The organism is Actinomadura rifamycini DSM 43936 (assembly GCF_000425065.1).
In the GTDB taxonomy this organism is placed as follows: domain Bacteria; phylum Actinomycetota; class Actinomycetes; order Streptosporangiales; family Streptosporangiaceae; genus Spirillospora; species Spirillospora rifamycini.
This window is the reverse complement of record NZ_KE384300.1, coordinates 552,588-576,847: the sequence shown is the minus strand read 5'-3', so window position 1 is coordinate 576,847 and position 24,260 is coordinate 552,588. Positions and strand designations below refer to the sequence as shown.

Here is a 24,260-nt window from a genome sequence, read left to right as displayed (position 1 = left end):
AGTTTCGGCCGGAACGGGACGGCGCCGCATCACGGGTTTTCGAGATGCATCGCGTTTTGCCATGATGGACGGGTGAACCTTCCCGAGCACCCATCCGGACAGGACCCCGCACGGCTGCGGGCGTCCGACGCCGACCGCGACGAGGTCGCCGACCGCCTCCGCGAGGCCCTGGCCGAGGGGCGGATCACGGCCGAGGAGCACGCCGAGCGCATCGACGCCGCGTACCGCGCCAAGACCTACGCGGACCTGGAGCCCCTCCTCAGCGACCTGCCCTCGGGTGCGGCGCCCGGCCCGCGCGTCAACCTCCGCAAGGAGGGCGCGCCGGCCGCGCCGCCCACCGAGCACCCGGGGAGCGTCGTGGCCGTCCTATCGGGCGCGACCCGCTCCGGGCGCTGGCTCGTGAAGGAGCACACCACGGTCGTCGCCCTGCTCGGCGGCATCGAACTGGACTTCCGCCGCGCCGTCCTCAGCTCCTCCGAGGTCACGCTGAACATCACGGCGGTCATGGGCGGCGTGGCCCTCACCGTGCCGCCGGGGGTGCGGGTCGTCGACTCCACCACGGCCGTCCTCGGCGGGAACTCCCTGCCCGAGGACGACGTCGTCGACGCGGACGCCCCCGTGGTCCGGCTGACCGGGCTGGTCCTGCTCTCCGGCGTCACCGTCGAGCGCAAGGAGGCCGACGAGCCCGGCTCGCGGCGCGACCGGCTGGAGGAGCGGCACCGCCGGGCGATGGACCGCCACACCGAGCGGCACCACCGGCTGACCGAGCACCACCGCCGCCGCCACCACTGACGGGGACGGCCGGCGGCGGGACGGACACCGGCGGGACGGACGTCAGTCGCGGGCGCGCTCGCGGTCCGGCTGGCAGACGAGGCAGGGCGTGCAGCCGCGGGCCTTCGCCTCGGTGCGGGACAGCGCCTCCAGGTCGTCCGCCTCGTCACCGATGTCCTCAATGAGGGCGCAGTCGGTGCGGTGGTAGCGCTTGGTGCCGCTCAGGATGCGGACCTGCGGGTCGTCGCCGTCCGGTTCCGCCGCGGCGGACTCCTCGGCGGCGGGCTCGGACGCCTGCCGCGGCACCTCGGCGGTCTCGTCCGGCTCCCCGGCGCCACGGGGACGCGGAGCGGCCGTGTCGAGTTCGGCGGTGGCGTCCGCCGGGGACGCCTCACCCGCCGCCTTCTCCGCCTTCTCCGCCTTCGCCCGCGATTCCGTCTTCTCCGGCGTCTCCGCCTTCTCCGGCTTCGCGTCGTCCTTCGCCGGCTCCGGCGCCGCGCTCTCCGCCGTCTCGGCCTTACCGGTCTTCTCGCGGCCGGTCTTCTCGAGGCCGGTCTTCTTACGCCCGTCCTGCTCGCCCTCGGCGGCCCGGTCCCGCGCGGCGGGCTTCTCGGACTCGCGGGGCTTCTCCTGGACGAGGTCGGCGACGGGCAGGTCCATCAGCGTCGGGCCCGCGGGGGTGCGCTTCGGCTTCTCCCCCGCGTCGTCGCGCGGCAGTTCCGCGGTCACGTCCAGCGACGTCGGGGCGGGGCGGGCGAGGCCCGCGAGGCCGTTCTCCTCCGCGCCGGACCGCTCCGCGGCCTTCACCGGCTCCTTGCCCTGGCCGGGCTTCGGCTCCTTGTCCCCGCCGGCCTTCGGCTCCGTCTTGGCGCGCGCCGCCAGTGCGGTGTCCGGCATGCAGGCGGTGCAGGAGCTGAAGCCCTCCTCGCGGGCCTCCGCGTAGGTCAGCTCCTCGGTCTCGCGGCCGGCGAGCTGGCGGCAGGTGTCCAGGTGGTAGCGCTTGCGGCCGCGGACGACGAACACCAGCGCGTCGTCGGGCACGTCGACCGGCTGGGCCGGGATCTCGACGGCGTCGTCGTGCGGTTCCGGCGCCCCGGCGGGCTTGGCGGCCCCGGGGGCGGCGGCGGTCGCGGCCGGAACCGGCTTGGCGCGCTTCTCGCGGCGCGGCTTGCGCTTCTTCGCGGGCGCCGTGGAGACGCCCGGGCCGAACAGCTCCTTGCGCCGCAGGAACACCCCGATGGCCAGGCACAGTGCGGAGACGATGCTGACGCCGATGGAGATGTAGATCACCACCAGCGCGTCCAGGCCGAAGACCTGGGCGCTGTCGCCGTTGCCCGCGACGATTCCCGCGACGAGCAGGGCGATGGCCGCCACCACGAGCACGCCACTCAGGATGATCACAGGGTCTCTCCCCCTCGTTCAGACCGCTCGGCTCCGGGCCGCCCGAGGGCCCGGTGATCGACCCGCCGCGGCGCCGCCGGGATGGCGGCGGTGCCATCCTCGGCGCGGCGGACGGAAAGACCCTATCGCCTGCGGTGCCCGCGTCAGCGCCTCTCGTGCGGCGGGTTGTCCCCACCGGAGTGGAACGCGCCGGTCGCCGAGTGCTGCACCTGCTGCGGGCCGTGCTCGGCCGGCGGCGGGAAGCCGCCGGGGGCCGCGCCGTTGCGGTTCTCGCCCTGCGGGACGGCGTTCTGCGGGCCGGTCTGCGGACCGGAGTTCTGCGGCTGCCCGGGGGCGCCGGGGACGGCCGCGAACGCGCCGGTCTCGGTGCTGCCGGCCTCGAGGTCGCGGAGCTGGCCCTCCAGGTACACCTTCAAACGGCTGCGGTACTCGCGCTCGAACGCGCGGAGGTTGTCGACCTCGCGCTCGAGTTCCTCGCGCTGCTGCACGAGCGAGCCCATGACCTGGCGGTGGCGCTCCTGGGCGTCCCGGTCGAGGGCCTCGGCGCGGGAGCGGGCCTCGCTGACGATCTGGTCGGCCTGCCGGCGGGCCTTGCCGAGGATCTCCTCCGCCTCGCGGCGGGCGCGGCCGAGCGTCTCGTCGGCCTCGCGGCGGGCGTCCGCGATCGCCTGGTCGGCGGTCTGCTGCGCCAGCGCGAGCACGCGGGCGGCGGTGTCCATGTTGTCCTCGCCGCCGGACGGCGCGGCGGCCATGCCGAGGCCGCCGAGGGCGGGCTCGGGCTCGGGCTGCTGCTGCATCGGCTGGGGCGGCGCCGGCGGCTGCGGCTCGGGCCGGGGGGGCTCGGGGATCTTCTGGACGTCCGGCTTCGGCTCCACGATGGGAGCGGCCATGGCGGGAACCTTGCCGCGAAGGCACTCGGCCAGCTTGGCCCGCAGTTCCTCGTTCTCCTGGATGAGGCGGTCGAGCTCGGCCTCGACCTCGTCGAGGAAGGCGTCCACCTCCTCCTCGTCGTACCCCGGCCTCAGCCTGGTGGTACTGAACTGCTTGTTCCGCACATCGGCGGGTGTCAGCGGCATGTTCGTCTCCTTGGCGCGCTTGGAGTCTGTCCCAAAGGACGGTATCCGATCAGAGCCCCGGTACGAAGATGATCAAGATCCAGACCACAAAGAAGAGGACGGTGAAGCTGAGGTCCAGCGACACGTTACCCAGCCGTACCGGCGGAATGTAACGCCTCAGGAACTTCAGCGGCGGGTCGGTGACGGTGTAGACCGTCTCGGCGATCACCAGCACCACCCCCGTCGGCCGCCACTGCCGGGCGAACTGCTGCAGGAGCTCCAGGATCAACCTCCCGATCAGCAGCAGGAGGAAGAGGATCAGTACGGCCTCGATCGCGGCCCAAACGATGTTCACGGATACTCTCGCATCTGGATCTCAGCTCTGGTTGAAGAACCCTCGTTCTGCCATACGGGCCTTGTCCTCCGCCGTCACCTCCACGTTGGCGGGCGACAGGAGGAACACCTTGTTCGTAACACGCTCGATGCTCCCGTGCAGGCCGAACACGAGACCCGCCGCGAAATCGACGAGACGCTTGGCGTCGCTGTCGACCATCTCGGTCAGGTTCATGATCACCGGTGTTCCCTCACGGAAGTGCTCCCCGATGGTCCTCGCCTCGTTGTAGGTCCTCGGGTGCAGCGTAGTGATGCGCGCAAGGTCGGTGGTACCGCTCTCGTAGAGCGCCACGGAGCGTCGCTCGACGGTGGACGGGGCGTGATGCTCCCGATCACGGTCCGGTTCGTCCTCGGCTCGGGTAAGCTGACCGCCGGATTCGTCCTCGCGGCGGCGCCCCTCCCCGGGGTCGGTCTCATCGTCGTAGACGTCGTACTCGTCGTACCTGTCGTCGTAACGGTCGTCCTCCACCAGGCCGAGGTAGACCGCCATCTTGCGCATCGCGCTGGCCATACGCCCCTCCGTGTCCTGTGGCCGCGGCTCCGGCGCGTCCGTCGCCGCGGGTGACCGTCCGTCTGCGTGGCCCGCGTTCCGGCAGGTCCCACTGGGGGGACATTACCTGACGATTGCCCGTCGGCCGCCGAGCAACGCCGTACCGATCCTGAGGTGTGTCGCGCCGCACGCGATCGCCTGTTCCAGATCACCGCTCATACCCGCGGAAACGATCGAAGCACCCGGATGGTTTCGGCGGACCCCCGCCGCGACCTCCGCGAGCCGGTCGAACGCGGGCGCCGGGTCGGCGCCGAGCGGCGCGACCGCCATCACCCCGCCGAGGTCCAGCCCGGGGGCCTCCGCGATCGCGTCGGCGAGGCCCGGGACGTCCCCGGGTGCGGCGCCGCCGCGCCCCTCCCGCCGTTCGGCCTCGTCCAGGGAGACCTGCACCAGACAGCGCAGCGTCCGGCCGGCGCGGTCGGCGGCGTCCGACAGCGCGCGGACGAGGCGGGCCCGGTCCACCGAGTGGACGACGTCGGCGTAGCCCGCGACGGCGCGGGCCTTGTTCGTCTGCAGGCGGCCGACGAAGTGCCAGGTGAGGGGCAGGTCGGCGCAGTCGGCGGCCTTCGGGCGGGCCTCCTGGTCGCGGTTCTCGCCGACTTCGGTGAGGCCGAGTCCGGCCAGCAGCCGCACGTCGGACGCGGGGAAGGTCTTCGTCACCGCGATCAGCGTGATCTCGTCCTCGGCGCGGCCCGCGGCGGCGCAGGCGGCGGCGACCCGCGCGCGGACGGCGGCGAGGGCGTCGGCCAGTTCGGCGCGGCGCTCGTCGGGGGTCACTGGGGGCGTTCCTCGCGTTCGGTCAGCCAGACGTAGCCGGCGAACCGGCCGGTGCGGCCGTCGCGGCGGTAGGAGAAGAGGTCCGGGTCCTCGATGGTGCAGCGGGGGTCGGTCCGGACGTCGGTGACGCCCGCCGCGGCGAGCTGCGCGGCGATGCCCGCGCGGATGTCGAGCCCGGGGGTGCCGCGGGACGTGGTGGCGCGCGCGGCGGGCACGGCGGCGGCGACCTCGTCGCGCATCGCGGCCGGGACCTCGTAGCACCCGCCGCACGCGGCGGGGCCGATGGCGGCGGCCGTCCGGGACGGGTCGGCGCCGTGCTCGCGCATCCGGTCCAGCAGCGCGGGGACGACCCCCGCGGCGGTGCCGGGGCGGCCGGAGTGCGCGGCGCCGACGACGCCGGCGGCGGGGTCGGCCAGCAGGACGGGGGCGCAGTCGGCGACCAGGACCGCGAGGGCGAGGCCGGGGACGGTCGTGACGATCGCGTCGACGGGGGTGTCGGCGAGGTCTTCGGGGGCGGTGACGTACGCGACGTCGGCGCCGTGCACCTGCCGCATCCAGACGGTGCGCGCGGGATCGACGCCGAGGCGGGCGGCGGCCCGCTTCCGGTTGCCGCGGACGGCGGCGGGGTCGTCGCCGACCGCGCCGCCGAGGTTGAGGGAGTCGAAGGGGGCTTCGCTCACGCCTCCGGCGCGGCCGGTGAACGCCGCGCGGACGCCGTCGCCGAGGGCGAAGGCGAAGGCGGCGGAGCCGGAGCCGTCGGGGGCGGTGTCGCCGTGGATGGGGGTCACGGTCCCTTCAGGAAGTCGGGGACGTCGAGGTCGTCCTCCTCGTCGAACACGACGCGGCGCGGCGGGCGCTTGCCGGAGGCGGCGGGGCCGCCGTCGTTCTCGCCGGCGTGCACGCGCGAGGGCTGGTCGGCGGCGGGGCGCGGGGCGGGCGGACGCTGCGGCTGCTCGCCGGCGCGCTGGTCGGCGGGCTGCGCCGGGGGCTCGGCCGGCGGGGGGCTGTGCGCGGCCTCGTCGCGGGGCGCGGGCCGGCCGGCGACCGGACGGTCGTCGGCGGCGGGCGGCGCGGGCGGCTGGGGCCGCTCGGGCTCGGTCCGCGGCGCCGGGGCCGGCGGCTGGGCGGGCGGCTGCGGAGCGGCGGCGGCCTGCGCGACCGTCTGCTGCGCGTGCTGCTGCCCGTGCTGCGGGGCCTGCTGCGGGCCGGTCGCGTCCGAGCGCCCGACCCGGCTCGGGATCGGGTTCTGCGGCGCCGCGGGGGCGGGCGCGGCGGGCGCCGGCGCGGAGCTCGGGGGCGGCGGCGGTGCCGGGCGCGGCGGCGGGGGCGTCTTACGGTGGTCCGGCTCCGGGGCCGGCTTCGTGGGGCGGCCCTCGTCGAACCCCGCGGCGATCACCGTGACGCGGACCTCGTCGCCGAGCGCGTCGTCGATGACCGCGCCGAAGATGATGTTGGCGTCGGTCGCCGCGGCGTTCGACACGAGCTGGGCGGCCTCGTTGATCTCGAACAGGCCCAGGTCGGAACCGCCGGAGATCGACAGCAGCACGCCGTGGGCGCCGTCGATGCTGGCCTCCAGCAGCGGGCTGGAGATCGCCATCTCGGCCGCCGCGACGCTGCGGTCGTCGCCGCGCGCGGAGCCGATGCCCATGAGCGCCGAGCCGGCCCCGGACATGACGGACTTGACGTCCGCGAAGTCCAGGTTGATCAGGCCCGGGGTGGTGATCAGGTCGGTGATGCCCTGGACACCGGACAGGAGCACCTGGTCGGCGGCCTTGAAGGCGTCGAGGACGCTGACCTGCCGGTCGGAGATCGACAGCAGCCGGTCGTTGGGGATGACGATGAGGGTGTCGACCTCGTCGCGCAGCGTCTCGATGCCGGCCTCGGCCTGCATCGCGCGGCGCTTGCCCTCGAAGCTGAACGGGCGGGTGACCACGCCGATCGTCAGGGCGCCCAGCGAGCGCGCGATGTTGGCGACGACGGGCGCGCCGCCGGTGCCGGTGCCGCCGCCCTCACCGGCGGTGACGAACACCATGTCGGCGCCCTTGAGGACCTCCTCGATCTCCTCCCGGTGGTCCTCGGCCGCCTTGCGGCCCACGTCCGGGTTCGCGCCGGCGCCGAGGCCCCGGGTGAGCTCCCGGCCCACGTCCAGTTTCACGTCGGCGTCACTCATCAGCAGCGCCTGGGCGTCCGTGTTGATAGCGATGAACTCGACGCCCTTGAGTCCCTCCTCGATCATCCGGTTGACGGCGTTGACGCCGCCGCCGCCGATGCCGACGACCTTGATGACCGCGAGGTAGTTCTGCGGTGCTGCCACGACGAGGGGCCTTTCCGCTCGCTCTATCCGACCGCCTGACCGGTCTGCCGACCGTGCCGCCGCGGTGTTTCCTGACCTGTGTGCAATTGGCGCGAGCCGGAGCGTCCGGTCCGCCGGACCGGGCCGCCTCAACCCTCACCCTCAACTTGAGGCTTACAGTTATGTCAACCTGAGGACTGATACGGACAGTAGGGCGGCCTTACCGCCAGGGTCAACTAACCTCCCCCGAACTCCACCGGCGTGTCGCACTCAGCGCCGGTTTGCCCAGGTTGGCGACGCCCTCGGTGCGGGAGACATCCTCCCACGGGGGCCGTTCCCCGCACCGTCCCGCCGTACAACGTCCGAATCATCGGTCTCTGCCGTCCCAATCCACCGGCCCCGTGCGCGGCCGGCCCGTCCAGCGTGCCCCATCGGACGGCGCCGCGCGCTCCGACACACGCACCGGAGCCGAACCGTCTCCCGAACCGGCCGCGAGGTCAGCTCGTCATGAGGACGTCCGGCGAGCTGACGTCCACCTTCTGGACGGCGCGTCCCGCCGCGGTCCGCTGCAGGGCCTCCAGCAGCCTGACCTTCTCCTCGGCCCGTTCGGCCGCGCCCCACACGACCGTCCGCCCGTCGTTCAGGTACAGGGTGACGGTCTCGGGCGCGGTCGCCTCGACCTCGGCGACCAGCCCGCGCAGCGCGTCCGGCAGGACGGTGAGGACGCGCAGGGCCGCGAGGGTCGACGCGTCGGACGGCCCGGGCGCGCCGACGCTCAGCGTGGGCAGCCCCGACGGGCGGGCCGTGCCGTCGGCGACGACCACGCCGTGCCCGTCGATCCGGTGGTACCGCCCGCCGTGCTCGAACACCGCGACGGGGACGCGCTCGTCCACGACGATCCGGACCGTGCCCGGCCAGCGCCGTTCGACCTCGGCCGACTCGACCTCGCGCAGCCGCTCCACGCGGGCGCGGATCTCGCCGGTGTCGAGCCGCGCCATCGGCACGCCCAGGGCGACGCCGGCGGCGGCCGTGATCCGGTCGCGCGGCGCCAGGTCGGTGCCGCTCACCTCCACGTGCCGCACCACCAGCAGGCGCGAGCCGAGCAGCACCCACGTCACCGCGCCGAGCATCCCGACGACCAGCAGCGCGACGAACACCGCCTTCCAGCGGCTCCCCGCCCGCGCTTCCGCCTCGGGTTCCGCCCCCGGCTCGATGTCGGCGTCGATGTCGGCGTCGATGTCGGCCTCCCTGTCGGGCTCGCGCCGACCCGTGCGCGACTCGCTCATGACCCAAGCTTGGCAGTGATGCCGCGGCCGGCCGCCGACCGCGCCGCCCCCGGCGTGTCACCCCCGCGCCCCGACACCGTCGACTGCTCCCATGACGCGGGCCCGAACAGCCGCCCGCCGTCCTCCGCTCCGCTCCGGACGTCGGTCGCCACACCAGTGGGGGGACAACCCCCCACACCCCCCGACAAAAACAGCTGACCGCCGTCCTCCGCTTCGCTCCGGACGTCGGTCAGCGGGACGCGAGGCGCTCCAGGATGAGCGGGCCGAGGGCGGTGACGTCCCCCGCGCCCAGCGTGATGGCGAGGTCGCCGGGCCGGGCCAGCGACGCCACGATCCCGGGCACGTCGTCCCGGACGGGCGCGTACACGGTCTCGGTGCCCGGCGGGACGGCGTCGGCGACGAGCTTGCCGGTGACGCCCGGTTCCGGGTCCTCGCGGGCGCCGTACACGTCGAGGACGACCGCGACGTCGGCGAGGCCGAGCGCGGCGCCGAACTCGTCGGCGAAGAAGCGGGTGCGGCTGTACAGGTGCGGCTGGAACACCGCGATGATGCGGGGCCCATCGTCCCCCGGGCCGCCCTTCTCGCGCGTGTAGTCGCGGGTGGCGTCCAGGTCGGCGGTCACTTCGGTCGGGTGGTGGGCGTAGCTGTCGAACACCTCCACGCCGCCCGCCTCGCCCTTGGGCTCCAGCCGCCGCATCGCGCCGCCGAACGCGGCGAGGCCGTCCCGCACCGCGGCGTCGTCCAGCCCGAGGGCCTGCGCGACCGCGACGACGGCGGTGGCGTTGAGCGCGTTGTGCCGGCCCGGCACGCCGAGCGCGACCTCGCCGACCCCGTCGATCCGGAACCGGGAGCCGAGGCCGCGGGGGGTGAATCCGGTCACGCGCAGGTCGGCGCCCTCCGCCTCCCCGTACGTCCGGACGGTCAGGCCCCGTTCGCGCGCGCGCTCGGCCAGGTCCATCGCGACCGGGTCGTCGGCGCCGGCGACGAGCGTCCCGCCCGGTTCGACGCGGTCGACGAAGCGGGCGAAGTTCTCCTTGACCTTCTCGAAGCCGCCGTAGTTGTCGAGGTGGTCGGCCTCGACGTTGGTGATCACGGCGATGCGCGGCGTGTACATCAGGAACGACCCGTCGCTCTCGTCGGCCTCGGCGACGAACACGTCGCCGGTGCCTTCGTCGGCGCCGAGGCCGGTCGTGACGAGCTGCCCGCCGATGCAGTAGGACGGGTCGGCGCCCGCGTGCTGCAGCGCGACCGTGAGCATCGACGTGGTGGTGGTCTTGCCGTGCGTGCCGGCGACCGCGACGGCGCGGCGGTCGGCCATCAGCGCGGCGAGCGCCGCGGAGCGGTGCAGGACCCGCAGGCCGCGCTCGCGCGCGGCGACGAGTTCGGGGTTGCCGTCGCGGATCGCGGTCGACACCACCACCGTGTCGGCGTCCCCGAGGTGCGCGGCGTCGTGCCCGACGAACACGTCGGCGCCCATCCCGCCGAGCTGGGCGAGCAGCTCGGAGTCGCGGGCGTCGCTGCCGGACACGGGGATGCCGCGCCGCAGCATGATCCGGGCGATGCCCGACATCCCGGCGCCCCCGATGGCGATGAAGTGCACCCGGCCGAGCTCCCCGGCCGGAACCACCTCGCTGGGATCGATCAGGCTCATCGCGCGGCGCCCGCCGAGCGGACCACGTCGTACACCATCTGCGCGAGCGCCGCGTCGGCGTCGCGGCGGCCCATCCGCCCGGCGGCCTCCGACATGTTCGCGACGCGGGCCGGGTCGGCCAGGACGGGCAGCAGGTTGTGCGCGATCCAGTCGGGCGACAGCTCGGCGTTGTCGACGAGCAGCCCGCCGCCGGCGGCCACGATCGGCTCGGCGTTCAGCCGCTGCTCGCCGTTGCCGATGGGCAGCGGCACGTACACCGCGGGCAGCGCCACCGCGGCCAGCTCCGCGCAGGTCATCGCGCCGGCGCGGCACATGGCCATGTCGGCGGCGGCGTAGGCGAGGTCCATGCGGTCACAGTAAGGGATGGTCACGTACTGTGGTCCGCCCGACACCGGTTCGGGCTCCTCGGTGTTCTTCGGCCCGACGATGTGCAGCACCTGGATGCCGGCCTGCCGGAAGTACGGCGCGGCGGCCACCGCGGCCTGGTTGAGCGACCGGGCGCCCTGCGACCCGCCGAAGATCAGCAGGGTGGGCAGGTCGGGCAGCAGGCCGAAGTACGAGCGGGCCTTGTCGCCCATCGCGAGCCGGTCCAGCGTGGCGATCTCGCGGCGCAGCGGGATCCCGACGAACGTCGGGTTGGGCAGCGGCGAGTCGGCGTGCGACACCGCGACGTGCTCGGTGAACCGGGCGCCGAGCTTGTTGGCGAGGCCCGGCTTGGGGTTGGCCTCGTGCACGATGATCGGGATCTTGCGCTTGCGGGCGGCGAGGTAGCCGGGCGTGGCGACGTAGCCGCCGAAGCCGACGAGGACGTCGGCCTGCGCCTGGTCGATGACGGACGCCGCCGCGTTGATCGCGCCGCGCAGCCGTCCGGGCACCGTCAGCAGCTGGGGGGTCAGCGTGCGCGGCAGCGGCACCGGCGGGATCAGGGCGAGCTCGTACCCCCGCTGCGGGACCAGCCGGGTCTCCAGGCCGCGCTCGGTCCCCAGGCACACGATCCCGGTGTTCGGGTCGTTGCGGCGCAGCGCGTCCGCGAGGGCCAGGGCGGGCTCGATGTGTCCGGCGGTGCCGCCGCCGGCCAGGACAACCCTCATGCTCGTTGACAACTCCTCATGAAAATCACCGACGTGCCAGCCCTAGCCAGCTTAGAGCCCTCACGACCGGTCCGGGGCCCCGTGCGGAGAGTGCCTGTCTCGCGCCGGGCTCCCGTTTCGCGAAGGCGAGCAGCATGCCCAGGGCGAGCAGGGTCGGGATCAGCGCGGAACCGCCGTAGGACACGAGCGGCAGCGGGATCCCGGTGATGGGCAGGACGTTGATGACCGCGCCGATGTTGATGACGGCCTGGACGACGAGCCACGCGGTGACGCCCGCGGCGGCGAGGCGCGTGAAGGTGTCCTGGACGCGCTTGGCGATGCGCAGGCCCGCGTAGGTGAGCAGCCCGAACAGGCCCAGCACGACGAGGGTGCCGGCGAGCCCGAGCTCCTCCCCCACGATCGCGAAGATGAAGTCGGTCTCGGCGTGCGGGAGGTAGTCCCACTTGGCGCGGCTCTCCCCCAGCCCGATGCCGAACATGCCGCCCGACGCGATCGCGTACAGCCCCTGGAGGCTCTGGTAGTTGCTGGTGAGCGTGTTGCCGGACGGGTCGAGGAACCCGGTGAGGCGCTGCATCCGGTACGGCTCGACGATGATGAGGATCGCCACGAGCAGCAGCACCATGCCGGCCATCCCGACGAACAGCCGTCCGGGCGCGCCGACCACCCACAGCAGCGCGAGGAAGATCGTCAGCAGCACCAGCGTGGTGCCGAGGTCGCTGCCCAGCATGACCAGCAGCACCAGGAACCCGGCGCCGGGCAGCAGCGGCACCAGCAGCGGCCGCCACTCGGTGAGGTGCCCGAGCCGCTCCTTGCGGGCGAGCAGGTCGGCGCCCCACAGCACCAGGCCGAGCTTGGCGGGCTCGGACGGCTGGATCTGCACGGGCCCGAGGTCGATCCAGCGGGTCGCGCCCCACGCGCTGCGCCCGAGGCCGGGCACCAGGACGAGCGCGAGCGCGACCATCGACAGCAGCAGCAGCGGGTAGGCGCACGCGCGGAACGTCTTCACCGGGAGGCGGGACGCCAGCCACATGCCGGGCAGCCCGATCACCAGCCACAGCGCCTGCTTCTGCACCAGCGTGTACGCCGAGCCGGTCGCCTGGAGCTGCTCGACGCTGGACGCCGACAGCACCATCGTCAGGCCGAGCGCCGTCAGCAGGATCGTGCAGCCGAGGACGAGGTAGTAGGACGTCAGCGGGCGGTCGAGCAGTCCGACGGCGGCGACCGCGCGCTCGCGCGGCCCGAACCGCCGCGTCCGGCGGTCGCCCGCCGCCCGGTCGGCCGATGCGCTACCGGCCGATGTGGAGGCCATCGCGCCGTGCCCTACCGGGTGCTCCGGGAACCGTCCGCCGGCCCGGCGGCACCGCCGCCGCCGGCCGCGCCGCGGGCGGCGGCGAGCCGTTCGACGGCCGCGATGAACGCGTCGCCGCGGGCCGGGTAGTTGGCGAACATGTCGAAGGAGGCCCCGACGGGGGCGAGCAGCACGGTGTCGCCGGGGCGGGCGAGCCCGGCGGCTTCGGTGACGACGCGTTCCATCGCCCCAGTGTCGGTGTCGGCGACGTCCACGACGGGGACATCCGCCGCGTGTCGCGCGAGCGCCTCGGCGAGCCGGTGCCGGTCGCGGCCCATCAGCACGACCCCGCGGAGCCGCGCGGCGCACGATCGGACCAGGTCGTCGACGTCCAGGCCCTTCAGCAGGCCGCCCGCGATCCACACGATCGGCTCGTAGGCCGCCAGGGACGCCGCGGCGGCGTGCGGCTGGGTGGCCTTCGAGTCGTTGACGTAGGCGACGCCGTCGACGTCGGCGACGTGCTGGATGCGGTGCGGGTCGGGGACGAACGCGCGCAGCCCCTCCCGGACCGCCTCGGGCGGCACCCCGTAGGCGCGGGCGAGGGCCGCGGCGGCGAGCGCGTTCGCGACGTTGTGCGGCGCGAACGGGCGGACGTCCTCGAGCGCGGCCAGCTCGGCGGCCTCGGTCGCCGGGTTCTCCGTGTACGCCCGGTCGACGAGCAGGTCCTCGACGACGCCCAGTTCGCCGGGGCGCGGCACCCGCAGCGTGAACCCGACGCGCCGCTCGACGTCCGCGGCGTTCTCGGCGAGCGCCGTGGAGGTCGCGTCGTCGGCGTTGTGGACGGCGACGCAGCCGGGCGCGTAGATCTTGCCCTTGGCCTCGACGTACGCGTCCATGGAGCCGTGCCAGTCGAGGTGGTCGGGCGCGACGTTGAGGACGGCGGACGCGGCCGGGGCGAGCGAGCTCGACCAGTGCAGCTGGTAGCTCGACAGCTCCACGGCGAGGACGTCGTGCTTCTCCGCGACCGCCTCGACGATGGGGGTGCCGACGTTGCCGACGGCGAGGGCGTCGTGCCCGGCGGCGGCGAGCATGCCCGCCAGCATCCGCACGGCGGTGGTCTTGCCGTCCGTCCCGGTGATCGCCAGCCAGGGCGCCGCGCCCTCGGCCGGGCGCAGCCGCCACGCCAGCTCGACCTCGCCGATGATCTCGATGCCGGCGGCGGCCGCCGCCGCGAGCAGCGGGGCGTCCGGGCGCCAGCCCGGCGAGGTCACGACCAGCTCGGTGCCCGCGGGCAGGGCGTCGCCGTCGCCGAGCCTGACCGCGGCCCCGCGGGCCTCCAGGTCGGCGGCGAGCGCGCGCCGCTCCGCGTCGTCGCGGGCCTCCACGGCGGTGACGCGGGCGCCGCGCGCGGCGAGCGCCCGCGCGGCGGCCGCGCCGGACACGCCGAGCCCGGCCACGCACACCGGCAGCCCGTCCCAGGGACCGTTCGTCACTTCGGCATCCATTCCAGGTAGAACAGGCCGATGCCGATCCCGACGAACAGGGCGGACATGAGCCAGAACCGCACGACGATCGTGGTCTCGGCCCATCCGGACAGCTCGAAGTGATGCTGCAGCGGCGCCATCTTGAACACGCGTTTCCCGGTCATCTTGAACCCGCCGACCTGGATGATCACCGACAGGGTGATCATCACGATGAGCCCGCAGAGGATCGCGAGCAGCAGCTGGGTGCGGGTGAGGATGGCCAGGGCGACCAGCACGCCGCCGAGGGCCAGCGAGCCGGTGTCGCCCATGAAGATCTTGGCCGGGGGGGCGTTCCACCAGAGGAAGCCGAACACGCCGCCGAGCACGGCGGCGGCGACGACCGCGAGGTCCAAGGGGTCGCGGACGCTGTAGCAGTTGGGGGCGAGGGCGGCGGAGCAGCTGTTGCGCAGCTGCCAGTTGCCGATGACCACGTACGCGGCCAGCACCATGCCCGCCGGGCCGGCGGCGAGGCCGTCCAGCCCGTCGGTGAGGTTGACGCCGTTGGACATCGCGGCGATGAGCAGCAGCGCCCACAGCACGAAGAAGTAGGGGCCGATCGAGGGGCCGAAGTCGCGCAGGAAGGAGATGTGGGCGGAGGCGGGGGTGACGTCGTAGCCGTTGGGGAAGCGCAGCGACACGACCGCGAACACGACGCCGACCAGGATGATCCCGATCATCTTGGCGCCGCTGCGCAGGCCGAGGCTGCGCTGCTTGAACACCTTGATGTAGTCGTCGACGAACCCGACCAGCCCGAGTCCGGTCATCAGGAACAGCGCCAGGATCCCGGAGACCGTGGGGGCGTTCCCGGTCACCAGGTGGGACACCGCGTACCCGACGAGCGAGCCGACGATGAAGACGGTGCCGCCCATCGAGGGGGTGCCGCGCTTGGTGAGGTGGGCCTCGGGCCCGTCGTCGCGGATCATCTGCCCGTAGCCGAGCCGGTTGACGATCCTGATCCACACCGGGGTGCCCAGCGCCACGAAGACCAGCGACACCCCGGCGGCGATCATGATGTCGGTCATCGGGCGGCCTCCGCGTCACCCCGGTCGCCGGCGGCGGGGGCCGTCGCGCCCGTCCCGCGCCGACCGGTCAGGACGCCCTCGGCGACCCGTTCCAGACCGGTCACCCGCGATCCCTTCACCAGTACGACGTCCCGCGGCGCGAGCCGCTCGCTGAGCGCGGCCACCGCCGCGCCGACGTCATCCACCTGCACGCACTCTCCCGTCCATGACGTCGCCCGTGCGGCCCCTTCGGCCATCGCCGCGGCGTTCGCGCCGACGACGATGAGGCCGGCGACGCCGCTGCGGGCGACATGCTCCCCGATCTTGGCATGTTCCGACGCGGACGAGTCGCCCAGTTCGGCCATTTCGCCGAGGACGGCCCAGGCGCGGCGCCCGCGGGCCATGTGGGCGAGCAGGTCGACCGCGGCGCGCGTGGAGTCCGGGTTGGCGTTGTAGGCGTCGTTGACGACGGTGACGCCGTCGGCGGTCTCGGCGACCTCCATCCGCCACCGGCTGACCGGCTCGGCCTCCGACAGCGCCGCGGCGGCGTCGGCGGGCGCGATCCCGGCGGCGCGGGCGGCCGCGGCGGCGGCCAGCGCGTTCGGGACGGCGTGCGAGCCGTGCAGGCGCAGCGCGACCGGCACCGCCCCCTCGGGGGTGACCAGCGTGAACCGGGCGCGGCCCCGCTCGTCCAGCGTCTCGTCCGCGGCGCGGACGGTCGCGTCCGGCGACCGCCCGAACGTGACGACGGTCGCGGCCGTGCGGGACGCCATCGCCGCGACGAGCGGGTCGTCGGCGTTGAGCACCGCGGTGCCCCCGGGCGCGAGCGCCTCGACCATCTCGCCCTTCGCCTTCGCGATCATCTCGCGGCCGCCGAACTCGCCGACGTGCGCCGTCCCGACGTTGAGGACGACGCCGATGTCGGGCCGCGCGATGCCGGTGAGGTAGGCGATGTGCCCGACGCCGCGGGCGCCCATCTCCAGCACCAGGTGGCGGGTGCCTGCGTCGGCGCGCAGCACCGTCAGCGGCAACCCGATCTCGTTGTTGAACGACCCGGGCGGGAACACCGTCGGCCCGGCGCGCCCGACGACCTGCGCGATGAGGTCCTTGGTGGAGGTCTTGCCGGCCGACCCGGTGACCGCGGCGACGGTCGTGTCCGGGAGCCGCTCCAGCACGCCCCGGGCGAGCCGCCCGAGCGCCTCCTGCACGTCGCGGACCAGCACGGCGGGCCCGTCCACGGGGCGCAGCGCGAGCACCCCGGCGGCCCCGGCCGCGAGCGCGGCGGGGGCGAAGTCGTGGCCGTCGGCGCGCTCGCCGGGCAGCGCCGCGAACAGGGCGCCCGGCTCGGCCGCACGGGAGTCGACGACCACGGGACCGCGCACCACGGCGTCCGGGGGGCCGCCGTGCACGGTCCCCTCCGTGATCTCCGCGATCGTCGACAGCGGAAGTGGGATCACGCCTGCGTCCCCGCCCCTCTCGTCTCACCCATGTGGCGCCGCAGCGCGGCGCGGACGACCTCGCGGTCGTCGAACGGATGCACCTCGCCGGCCACGTTCTGGCCCTGCTCGTGCCCTTTGCCCGCGATGACCAGGACGTCGCCGCGACGGGCCCGGCCGACGGCCAGCGCGATGGCGGCGGCACGGTCGGGTTCCACCACGACGTGCGCCCGCTGCGGCTGCGGCACCTTGAGCCCGCCCTCGACCATAGCGCCGAGGATGGCCAGTGGATCTTCCGACCGCGGGTTGTCGTTCGTGAAATACGCCATGTCGGCCAGCCGCAGCGCGGCCTCCCCCATGAGCGGGCGCTTGCCGCGGTCGCGGTCGCCGCCGCAGCCGAGGACGATCGCGAGCCGCCCCTCGGTGACCGGGCGCAGCGCGTTCAGCACGGCCTCGACCGCGCCGGGCTTGTGCGAGTAGTCGACGAGGGCGGTGAAGTCCTGCCCCTCGTCGACCCGCTCCAGCCGTCCGGGGACGCCCGGGCAGGACGCGACGCCCCGCACGGCGGCCTGCAGCGTGATCCCGGCCTCCACCAGCGCGACGATCGCGGCGAGCGCGTTCGCGACGTTGAACGGGCCGGGCAGCGCCACCCCCGCGTCGGCCTCGACGCCGCCGGGCCCGACGACGCGGAACGCGGCGCCGTCGGCGCCGAGGCGCACGTCCTCGGCGCGCCAGTCGGCGCCCGGGTCGCCCGACGCGGAGAACGTCGTGGTCGGGACGGTGGCCATCTCCAGCAGCTCGCGGCCGTAGTGGTCGTCGAGGTTGACCACGCCGACGCCCGAGTACTCGGGGGTGAACAGCCGGGCCTTCGCGAGGAAGTAGTCCTGCATGGTCGGGTGGTAGTCCAGGTGGTCCTGGGACAGGTTCGTGAACACCGCGACCTCGTAGCGGGCGCCGCCCACCCGGCCCTGGACGAGCGCGTGGCTGGACACCTCCATCGCGGCGGCGCCGACGCCGCGCTCGCGCATCATCGCCAGCAGCGCGTGCAGGTCGGTGGCCTCCGGCGTGGTGAGCGCGCTCGGCACCGTGTCGCCGCCCGCGCGGATCTCGACGCCGCCCACCAGGCCGGTCTCGAGCCCGGCGGCGCGCAGCCCCGCCTCGGCGAGGAACACCGTGGTGGTCTTCCCGCTGGTGCCGGTGACGCCGATGAGGGTGATGTCGCGGCCGGGCTCCCCGTACACCCAGGACGCCGCGGCGCCGAGCCGGGCGCGGACGTCCGGGACGACCAGGACCGGCAGGCCGGTCGCGGCGGCCGGCTCGTGCCCGGCGGGGTCGGTGAGGACGGCGACCGCGCCGGCCCGCGCGGCCTGCTCGGCGAACTGCGCGCCGTGGGCGCGGGTCCCCGGCAGCGCCGCGTAGACGTCGCCGGGCCGGACCGCCCGGGAGTCGTGCGTGATCCCGGTGGCGGACGTCCGCCCCAGGTCACCGGCCTCGATCCCGAAGAGCTCCGCGAGCCCGCTCAGCGGGCGGGCCGGATTGGTGGTCGGACGCATGACGTGACTTTCGGTGGAATCGGAACGGAACCGCCGCGGTGCGGGCGATGAGTTCGGCGGTGGACTCACGGCGTGGAAGGGTACTCGCTGCGATCAGTCCCGCGCGTGGGTCCGGATCGTCGGCGGTTCGCTTCCCGTCGGCGGAATCTTCTGGGTCTGCAGCGCGAAGCCCATCACGTCCCGGAAGACCGGGGCCGCGACGTCGCCACCATAGTGGCTGCCGCGCCTGGGGTTCTCCAGGACGACCTGAACGACGAGCCGCGGGTCGTCGGCCGGGGCGAATCCGGCGAACGAGGCGACGTAGCCGCCGCCCCGGTAGGCCCCGGTGTCGGGGTTGATCCGCTCGGCCGTGCCGGTCTTGCCGGCGACCCGGTACCCCTCGATCTGCGCCTTGGGCGCGGTACCCTCCTCGGTGGTGACGCCCTCCAGCATGTCGCTGATCTGCCGCGCGGTGCGGGCGCTGACGACCCGCCTGGTCTCCGGACCGTCCGCGGGGTCGAACTCGTCGTCCTCGTCCACGGTGCCGGCGATGAGGCTCGGCTCGACCCGGACGCCGCCGTTGGCGATCGTCGCGTAGACGCTGGCCATCTGCACGGCGTTCACCGAGAGGCCCTGCCCGAACGCGATCGTGTGCCGGTCGGTGCCGGACCACCGGTCGGGCGGGCGGAGGCTCCCGGCCGTCTCCCCGGGCAGGTTCAGGCCGGTCTTCTCCCCGAAGCCGAACTCGCGCAGCGTGTCGTAGAGCTGCTTCTCGCTGATCCGCTCGGCGGCCAGGATGGTGCCCACGTTGCTGGACTCGGCGAGGACGCCGGCGAAGGTGAGCCGCTCGGTGGGGTGCGGGTGCGAGTCGCGGAACAGCTCGTAGCGCCTGATGCGGTCGGGCACGGTGAACGGGGTCTGCGGGGTGACGCCGCCGTGCTCGAGGACGGCGGCGGCCGTGGCGACCTTCCCGGTGCTGCCGGGTTCGAAGGCCCGCTGGACGAGCGGGCTGCCCCACACGTCGGGTTTCGACGCGCCGTAGCGGTTCGGGTCGTAGCCGGGCGCGGACGCCATCGCGAGGATCTTGCCGCTGCGCGGGTCCATGACGATGACGCTGCCGCCCTCGCTGCCGGTCGCCTTGACCTGCCGCGTGATCGCCTCTTGCGCCTTGTACTGCAGGTCCTGCAGGAGGGTGAGGCGGATGCTGCGGCCCGGGACGGGGGCCTGCTTCTGGTCCTCGCCCATCGGGATGTGCTGGCCCTCGAGGCTCAGCTCCACGCGCTGCCGGCCGTCGCGGCCCGCGAGCACGTCGTTCATCGCGGCCTCGATCCCGGCCGCGCCCTTGCCCGAGTCGTTCACGAAACCTATGACGCCCGCGGCCAGCGATCCGTTGGGATACTCCCGGCGATACTCCGGCAAAGTCCCGATCCCGGCGAAACCCCAATCGTTGATCATGCGGGCCTTCTCCGGGCGCACGCCGTGCGCCAGGTACACGAACTGGGTGTCGGGCTTGCTGACCGCCTTCATCACGGTGGCGGGGTTGAGGCCGAGGGTGGGCGCCAGCGCGTTGACGATCTCCTGCCGCTTCCCCGGCTCGATGATCGACGGGTCGACGAACACCGACCGGGCCTCCACCGTCATCGCGAACGGGTTGCCCTTGGCGTCGGTGATCTCGCCGCGGAGGGCGGGCAGCTCGATCTCCTTGACCCGCTGCCGCAGCGCCAGCTCGGCGTACCGGTCGTCGTCGATGGTCTGGAGCTGGACGAGGCGCCCGGCGAACAGCGACAGCACGAACGCGACGGCGAGCAGCCCGATGTTGAGGCGCTTCAGCGGGTCGCGGCGGTCGAAGACGCCGCGGTGCCGCGGGCCGCGCGGCGGGCCCGAACCGCCGCCGCGCCGCGGCCGGCGCGTCCGTCCGGGCCCCTTGTCGGCGCCCTTGCGGGGCCGGGCGGGGGCGCGCCCCTGCGGCGACGCCACCGGGGTGCGCTTGCCCGCCGCGGTGCCGGTGCCCTTCTTCGCGGAGCCGCCCTTGGGCGCCGCGGCCTTGCCGGAGGTCGTTTTGGCGGGGCTCGATTTCGGGGCGGCGGTCTTCGCGGAGGCGGATCTCGCGGAGGCCGGCTTGGCCGCGCCCTTCGCGCCGCCCGGCTTCTTCGGGCCGCTCTTGCCGGACGGCTTGGCGGGCTCGGACGAGCGCGGCGGGGGCGTCGCGCCGCGGGCCGGGCGGCGCGGACCCCCGCGACCGCCCGTCCCGTCGGTGCGCCCGGACGCGCGCGCCGCGCCCGGGCCGCTCTTGCCGTCCCGGCCCGCCGATCCCCGGGAGCCGCGGCCCTGCGGGCCGCGCCCGCGGCCGGGCGACGGCCCGGCGCCGCGTCCCGGCCCCTGGGTCACCGCGCGGCCCCGTCGCCGGGGACGACCGTGCCCGGCACGCCGATGACGCTGGCCGCGCCGGCCGCCGCGGCGTCCGCGTGCGGCACGGGGCGGATCTCCTGGCCGCTGGGGCGGCCGGTGTCGGTGTCGAAGAACACCGGGACCTCGTTCGGCTTCATGCCGAGGCTCTCGGCGATCTTCGCGAGGTTCTCCGGCGACCGGCCCCGGGCGACGTCGAGGGCGAGTTCCTGCTCGCGCTCGGCGAGGCGCTCGTTGCTCTGCTGCAGCCGGGTGAGGGTGAAGGCGTCCTTCGCCAGGACGGTGTTCAGGAGCAGCAGGCTGACGAGGGCGCCGCCGAGCAGGCCGACGATGAGCAGGATGAACGGGGTGCGCGGCGGCGACTGCCCCGCCCGCCGGGGCGCGACCTCGGCCCTGGCCTTGGCCTTGGACGCCCGCGCGGCCGGCGCCTTGACCGCGGTCCCGGCCGCGGCGGCCTTGGCCGCGCGCTTGGTCGCGCTCTTCGCCGCGGTTTCGGCCGCCGCTTTGGCCGGAGCCTTGGCAGCCTTGGCCGCCTTGGCCGCCTTGGCCGGAGCCTTGGTCGCCTTGGCAGCCTTGGTCGGGGCCTTGGTCTCCTCGGCGGCCTTCGGCGGCTTCTTCGCCGCAGCCCGCCGCGCCGGGGACTTCCCCTTGGGCGGCGTGCGCGGCGGACGTCGGCTGGTGGTCGTCATGTCGCCTCCCGGACCCGCTCGGCGGCGCGCATCCGCACCGATCCGGCCCGCGGGTTGGTGGTGGTCTCCTCGTCGGTCGGCAGCTCGGCCCCGCGGGTGAGCAGCCGGAAGCGCGGCTCGTGCTCGGGCAGCGGGACCGGCAGGCCGGGCGGGGTCGTGTCGGTCGCCTGCGCGGCGAGGACCTGCTTGGTGATGCGGTCCTCGAGGGAGTGGTAGCTGAGGACGACGACCCGGCCGCCGACCGGGAGCGCGTCCAGGGCGGCGGGCAGCGCCCGGCGCCAGGTGTCGAGTTCGCCGTTCACCTCGATGCGCAGCGCCTGGAAGGTGCGCTTGGCCGGGTTGCCGCCGGTGCGGCGGGTCGCGGCCGGGATCGCGGTGCGCACGAGGTCGGCGAGCCGCCGCGTGGTCTCCAGCGGCTCGCGCTCGCGTTCCCGGACGATCGCGGCGGCGATGCGCTGGGCGAACCGCTCCTCGCCGTACTCGCGCAGGATGCGGGCGAGCTCGGCGGGCGGGTAGTCGTTGACGACGTCGGCCGCGGTGAGCCCCTGCGTGCGGTCCATGCGCATGTCGAGGGGGGCGTCGTAGGAGTAGGCGAAGCCGCGGTCGGCCTCGTCGAGCTGCGGGGAGGAGACGCCGAGGTCGAACAGGACGCTGTGCGCGGCGGGCACGCCGAGGCGGCGCAGCACGCGCGGGATCTCGTCGTAGACCGCGTGCTCGAGGACGACGCGGTCGCCGAAGGGGGCGAGGCGCCGGGCGGAGCGCTCCAGCGCGGTGGTGTCGCGGTCGAGGCCGATGAGGCGCAGCCGCGGGTGGGCGCGGAGCATCGCCTCGGCGTGGCCGCCCATGCCGAGGGTGGCGTCGATGTGCACGGGCGTCTCGTCGCGCGGGACGGCGTCGATCGCGGGCGCCGCCAGTTCCAGGACGCGACCGAGCATGACCGGTACGTGACCGGCCCCGGCCGCGTGGTCGCCCACGTCCATGTCGAAACCCCCCATGCGCTGCCACTCGCTCGCGGTTCTGTGCAGCATCGCCGGTCCGGACCGTGTCCGCCCCCCGGCGGCGGCCTCGCCCGGCCAGGTCCCCATCCGCTGCCCTGGAGGAAGTTCACCGCGCCTGCGCGGGGGTCGCCGCCTGGCACCGGGGAAGCTGCGCCAGATGGCTGGAGAGCGGCTGGAGACCTGGCCGAACGCGGGCCAGTGCCGGTCGTCGGACCGACGAGTCGTTCACCTCAGAGGATCCCTGGCAACACCTCCTCCGAGACATCGGAGAAGACCTGCTCCTCCTGCTCGAGATAGGTCTCCCATGCCTGGGCGTCCCAGATCTCGAGGCGCGTGTTCGCCCCGATCACGGTGCACTCCTTGGCGAGACCCGCGTAAGTGCGCAGCGGCTGCGGGATGGTGATGCGACCCTGCTTGTCGGGAACCTCGTCGGACGCGCTGGCGAAGAAGACGCGGCTATAGGCGCGTACCGCCTTCTCGGTGACCGGCGCGGCGCGCAGAGCCTCGGTGATGCGCTGGAACTCCGCCATGGGGAAGACGTACAGGCAGCGTTCCTGGCCCTTCGTGATCACCAATCCCCCCGACAGCTCCTCGCGGTACTTCGCCGGCAGGAACAGCCGTCCCTTGTCGTCGAGACGCGGTGAATGGGTGCCGAGGAACACCGGCCCACCTCCCGCGCCGCAAGGGACGCTACCGCCCCCCACGGCGCCCCACTCTACTCCACTCTTCCCCACCGTCAACAACGAAAACCGCTTCGGCCGAACAAGATCGACGAAGAAAGCGCAGGTCAGGAAGGGTGGTGCGGAGTGGGGCGCCGAGGGGGCCTCCCGCGCGCCGGATGCCGGGCGGGCGCGCGGCGGCGGCCGCTCCGATTCACGGACGTCCCACCGTGAACCCGTCGAGATCGACACATGCCGGGCTCACGTCCGCCGTGAACATCGCGACGACGATCGCGACGACGTACTGTCTGTTTGGGTGGCGCGTTGGAGCGCGGCACCGCCCGCGGCAAGCGGGGCCGCGTTTTCCGGGGACGGGTCCTGCCGGGCCCGCGGGCCCTGCCGGGCACCCACGCGGCCGGACGGCTGAGGAGGTTTGGTGGCAGTAGGAACGCACGGCGAATCCCCCCGCTCCGCCGCGCGCGGCGAACCGGCCGGCGCGGAGCCCGGGCCCGGGCTCGAGCGCCTGGCGAAGGTCGCGGGCCGGATCAGGGGCGCCGTGGAATCGGTGATCGAGGGCAAGCCGGCGGCGGTGCGGCTCGCGCTCACGGTCCTGCTGGCGGAGGGGCACCTGCTGATCGAGGACGTGCCCGGGGTCGGCAAGACGATGCTGGCCAAAGCCCTCGCCCGGTCGGTGGACTGCTCGGTCCGGCGCGTGCAGTTCACGCCCGACCTGCTGCCGAGCGACATCACCGGGGTCAGCGCCTACAACCAGGAGCTGCGCGAGTTCGAGTTCAAGCCGGGCCCGGTGTTCGCGAACATCGTGGTCGGCGACGAGATCAACCGCGCGTCCCCGAAGACGCAGTCGGCGCTGCTGGAGTGCATGGAGGAGCGGCAGGTCACGGTCGACGGCACGACGTACGCGCTGGAGCCGCCGTTCATGGTGATCTCTACGCAGAACCCGGTCGAGATGGAGGGCACCTACCCCCTGCCGGAGGCGCAGCGCGACCGGTTCACCGCCCGCATCTCGATGGGGTACCCGGATCCCGCCGCCGAACTGGAGATGCTGGACGTGCACGGCCGTTCGTCCCCGCTGGACCGGCTGGCCCCGGTCGCGCACGCCACGGACGTCCGCGAGCTGATCGAGGTGGTGCGGGGCATCGAGGTCTCCCCGGACGTGCGGCAGTACGTCATCGACCTCATCGCCGCGACCCGGGCGCATCCGGAGCTGCGGCTCGGCGCGTCCCCGCGCGCCACCCTGCAGCTGGTGAAGGCGGCGCGGGCGTACGCGGCGCTGGACGACCGCGACTACGTGATCCCCGACGACGTCCAGGAACTGGCCGTCCCCGTGCTGGCCCACCGGATGCTGACGACCACGGAGGCGCAGGTGGACGGGCGGCGGTCCGAGCACGTCGTCGCCGACCTGGTGCGCCGGCTGCCGGTCCCCGCCCCCCGGAGGTGAC

Annotated in this window: 21 protein-coding genes; 2 read left to right on the top strand and 19 right to left on the bottom strand. The window is 74.3% G+C overall.

Going from position 1 to position 24,260, the window contains the following annotated elements:
• Nucleotides 1-72: 72 nt before the first annotated feature.
• A complete protein-coding gene (locus H505_RS46590; RefSeq protein ID WP_125620263.1) occupies nt 73-792 on the top strand; it encodes a DUF1707 SHOCT-like domain-containing protein in 720 nt (239 codons plus the stop codon).
• A 42-nt stretch (nt 793-834) separates the two neighbouring features.
• Here H505_RS46590 and H505_RS0136090 read toward each other — a convergent pair whose 3' ends face one another.
• The 19 genes from H505_RS0136090 to mraZ all read right to left on the bottom strand — a co-directional run bounded on the left by H505_RS0136090 (nt 835) and on the right by mraZ (nt 22,803).
• Entirely contained in the window at nt 835-2,172 is a 1,338-nt protein-coding gene (locus tag H505_RS0136090) for a hypothetical protein (RefSeq protein ID WP_026405842.1), read from the bottom strand.
• A 143-nt stretch (nt 2,173-2,315) separates the two neighbouring features.
• The gene (locus H505_RS0136085; protein ID WP_026405841.1) at nt 2,316-3,248 is read right to left on the bottom strand and encodes a DivIVA domain-containing protein; all 933 of its coding nucleotides are present in this window, start codon (nt 3,246-3,248) and stop codon (nt 2,316-2,318) included.
• A 49-nt stretch (nt 3,249-3,297) separates the two neighbouring features.
• Nucleotides 3,298-3,582 (bottom strand): YggT family protein, encoded by a 285-nt coding sequence (locus tag H505_RS0136080; protein ID WP_026405840.1) that lies wholly within the window; start codon nt 3,580-3,582, stop codon nt 3,298-3,300.
• A gap of 21 nt (nt 3,583-3,603) precedes the next feature.
• Nucleotides 3,604-4,131: a cell division protein SepF gene (locus H505_RS0136075; RefSeq protein WP_026405839.1), complete on the bottom strand. Its 528-nt coding sequence runs from the start codon at nt 4,129-4,131 to the stop codon at nt 3,604-3,606.
• A 102-nt stretch (nt 4,132-4,233) separates the two neighbouring features.
• A complete protein-coding gene (locus H505_RS0136070) occupies nt 4,234-4,947 on the bottom strand; it encodes a YggS family pyridoxal phosphate-dependent enzyme (RefSeq protein ID WP_026405838.1) in 714 nt (237 codons plus the stop codon).
• Entirely contained in the window at nt 4,944-5,726 is a 783-nt protein-coding gene (gene pgeF / locus H505_RS46585) for a peptidoglycan editing factor PgeF (RefSeq protein WP_051301577.1), read from the bottom strand. Before pgeF ends, H505_RS0136070 begins: the two co-directional genes overlap by 4 nt.
• 5 nt (nt 5,727-5,731) lie before the next feature.
• The gene (gene ftsZ / locus H505_RS0136060; protein ID WP_026405837.1) at nt 5,732-7,261 is read right to left on the bottom strand and encodes a cell division protein FtsZ; all 1,530 of its coding nucleotides are present in this window, start codon (nt 7,259-7,261) and stop codon (nt 5,732-5,734) included.
• Between the two features lie 476 nt (nt 7,262-7,737).
• Nucleotides 7,738-8,526 (bottom strand): cell division protein FtsQ/DivIB, encoded by a 789-nt coding sequence (locus H505_RS0136055; protein WP_245592719.1) that lies wholly within the window; start codon nt 8,524-8,526, stop codon nt 7,738-7,740.
• A gap of 229 nt (nt 8,527-8,755) precedes the next feature.
• Nucleotides 8,756-10,177: a UDP-N-acetylmuramate--L-alanine ligase gene (gene murC, locus H505_RS0136050; RefSeq protein WP_026405835.1), complete on the bottom strand. Its 1,422-nt coding sequence runs from the start codon at nt 10,175-10,177 to the stop codon at nt 8,756-8,758.
• A complete protein-coding gene (murG, locus tag H505_RS0136045) occupies nt 10,174-11,268 on the bottom strand; it encodes an undecaprenyldiphospho-muramoylpentapeptide beta-N-acetylglucosaminyltransferase (RefSeq protein WP_026405834.1) in 1,095 nt (364 codons plus the stop codon). The genes murC and murG overlap by 4 nt, the downstream gene beginning before the upstream one ends.
• 25 nt (nt 11,269-11,293) lie before the next feature.
• On the bottom strand, nt 11,294-12,577 hold the full coding sequence (gene ftsW / locus H505_RS0136040) for a putative lipid II flippase FtsW (protein ID WP_026405833.1): 1,284 nt from the start codon (nt 12,575-12,577) through the stop codon (nt 11,294-11,296).
• An 11-nt stretch (nt 12,578-12,588) separates the two neighbouring features.
• Nucleotides 12,589-14,061, bottom strand: coding sequence for a UDP-N-acetylmuramoyl-L-alanine--D-glutamate ligase (murD, locus tag H505_RS46580; protein WP_051301535.1), 1,473 nt, complete (start codon nt 14,059-14,061; stop codon nt 12,589-12,591).
• On the bottom strand, nt 14,046-15,101 hold the full coding sequence (gene mraY, locus H505_RS0136030; RefSeq protein WP_026405832.1) for a phospho-N-acetylmuramoyl-pentapeptide-transferase: 1,056 nt from the start codon (nt 15,099-15,101) through the stop codon (nt 14,046-14,048). The genes murD and mraY overlap by 16 nt, the downstream gene beginning before the upstream one ends.
• A complete protein-coding gene (locus H505_RS0136025) occupies nt 15,098-16,537 on the bottom strand; it encodes a UDP-N-acetylmuramoyl-tripeptide--D-alanyl-D-alanine ligase (RefSeq protein ID WP_026405831.1) in 1,440 nt (479 codons plus the stop codon). The genes mraY and H505_RS0136025 overlap by 4 nt, the downstream gene beginning before the upstream one ends.
• Nucleotides 16,534-18,069 carry a UDP-N-acetylmuramoyl-L-alanyl-D-glutamate--2,6-diaminopimelate ligase gene (locus tag H505_RS0136020; protein ID WP_026405830.1) on the bottom strand — a complete coding sequence of 512 codons (1,536 nt, stop codon included), beginning with the start codon at nt 18,067-18,069 and terminating at the stop codon, nt 16,534-16,536. Before H505_RS0136020 ends, H505_RS0136025 begins: the two co-directional genes overlap by 4 nt.
• A 93-nt stretch (nt 18,070-18,162) precedes the next feature.
• Nucleotides 18,163-19,878, bottom strand: coding sequence for a peptidoglycan D,D-transpeptidase FtsI family protein (locus tag H505_RS0136015; RefSeq protein ID WP_482146153.1), 1,716 nt, complete (start codon nt 19,876-19,878; stop codon nt 18,163-18,165).
• Nucleotides 19,879-20,432: 554 nt separating this feature from the next.
• A complete protein-coding gene (gene ftsL / locus H505_RS48410) occupies nt 20,433-21,143 on the bottom strand; it encodes a cell division protein FtsL (protein WP_051301534.1) in 711 nt (236 codons plus the stop codon).
• Nucleotides 21,140-22,138 carry a 16S rRNA (cytosine(1402)-N(4))-methyltransferase RsmH gene (gene rsmH, locus H505_RS0136005; protein ID WP_051301576.1) on the bottom strand — a complete coding sequence of 333 codons (999 nt, stop codon included), beginning with the start codon at nt 22,136-22,138 and terminating at the stop codon, nt 21,140-21,142. The genes ftsL and rsmH overlap by 4 nt, the downstream gene beginning before the upstream one ends.
• A gap of 233 nt (nt 22,139-22,371) precedes the next feature.
• On the bottom strand, nt 22,372-22,803 hold the full coding sequence (gene mraZ, locus H505_RS0136000) for a division/cell wall cluster transcriptional repressor MraZ (protein WP_026405827.1): 432 nt from the start codon (nt 22,801-22,803) through the stop codon (nt 22,372-22,374).
• A gap of 520 nt (nt 22,804-23,323) precedes the next feature.
• Here mraZ and H505_RS0135995 point away from each other — a divergent pair.
• Nucleotides 23,324-24,259: an AAA family ATPase gene (locus H505_RS0135995; RefSeq protein WP_051301575.1), complete on the top strand. Its 936-nt coding sequence runs from the start codon at nt 23,324-23,326 to the stop codon at nt 24,257-24,259.
• The last annotated feature ends 1 nt before the right edge of the window (nt 24,260 follow it).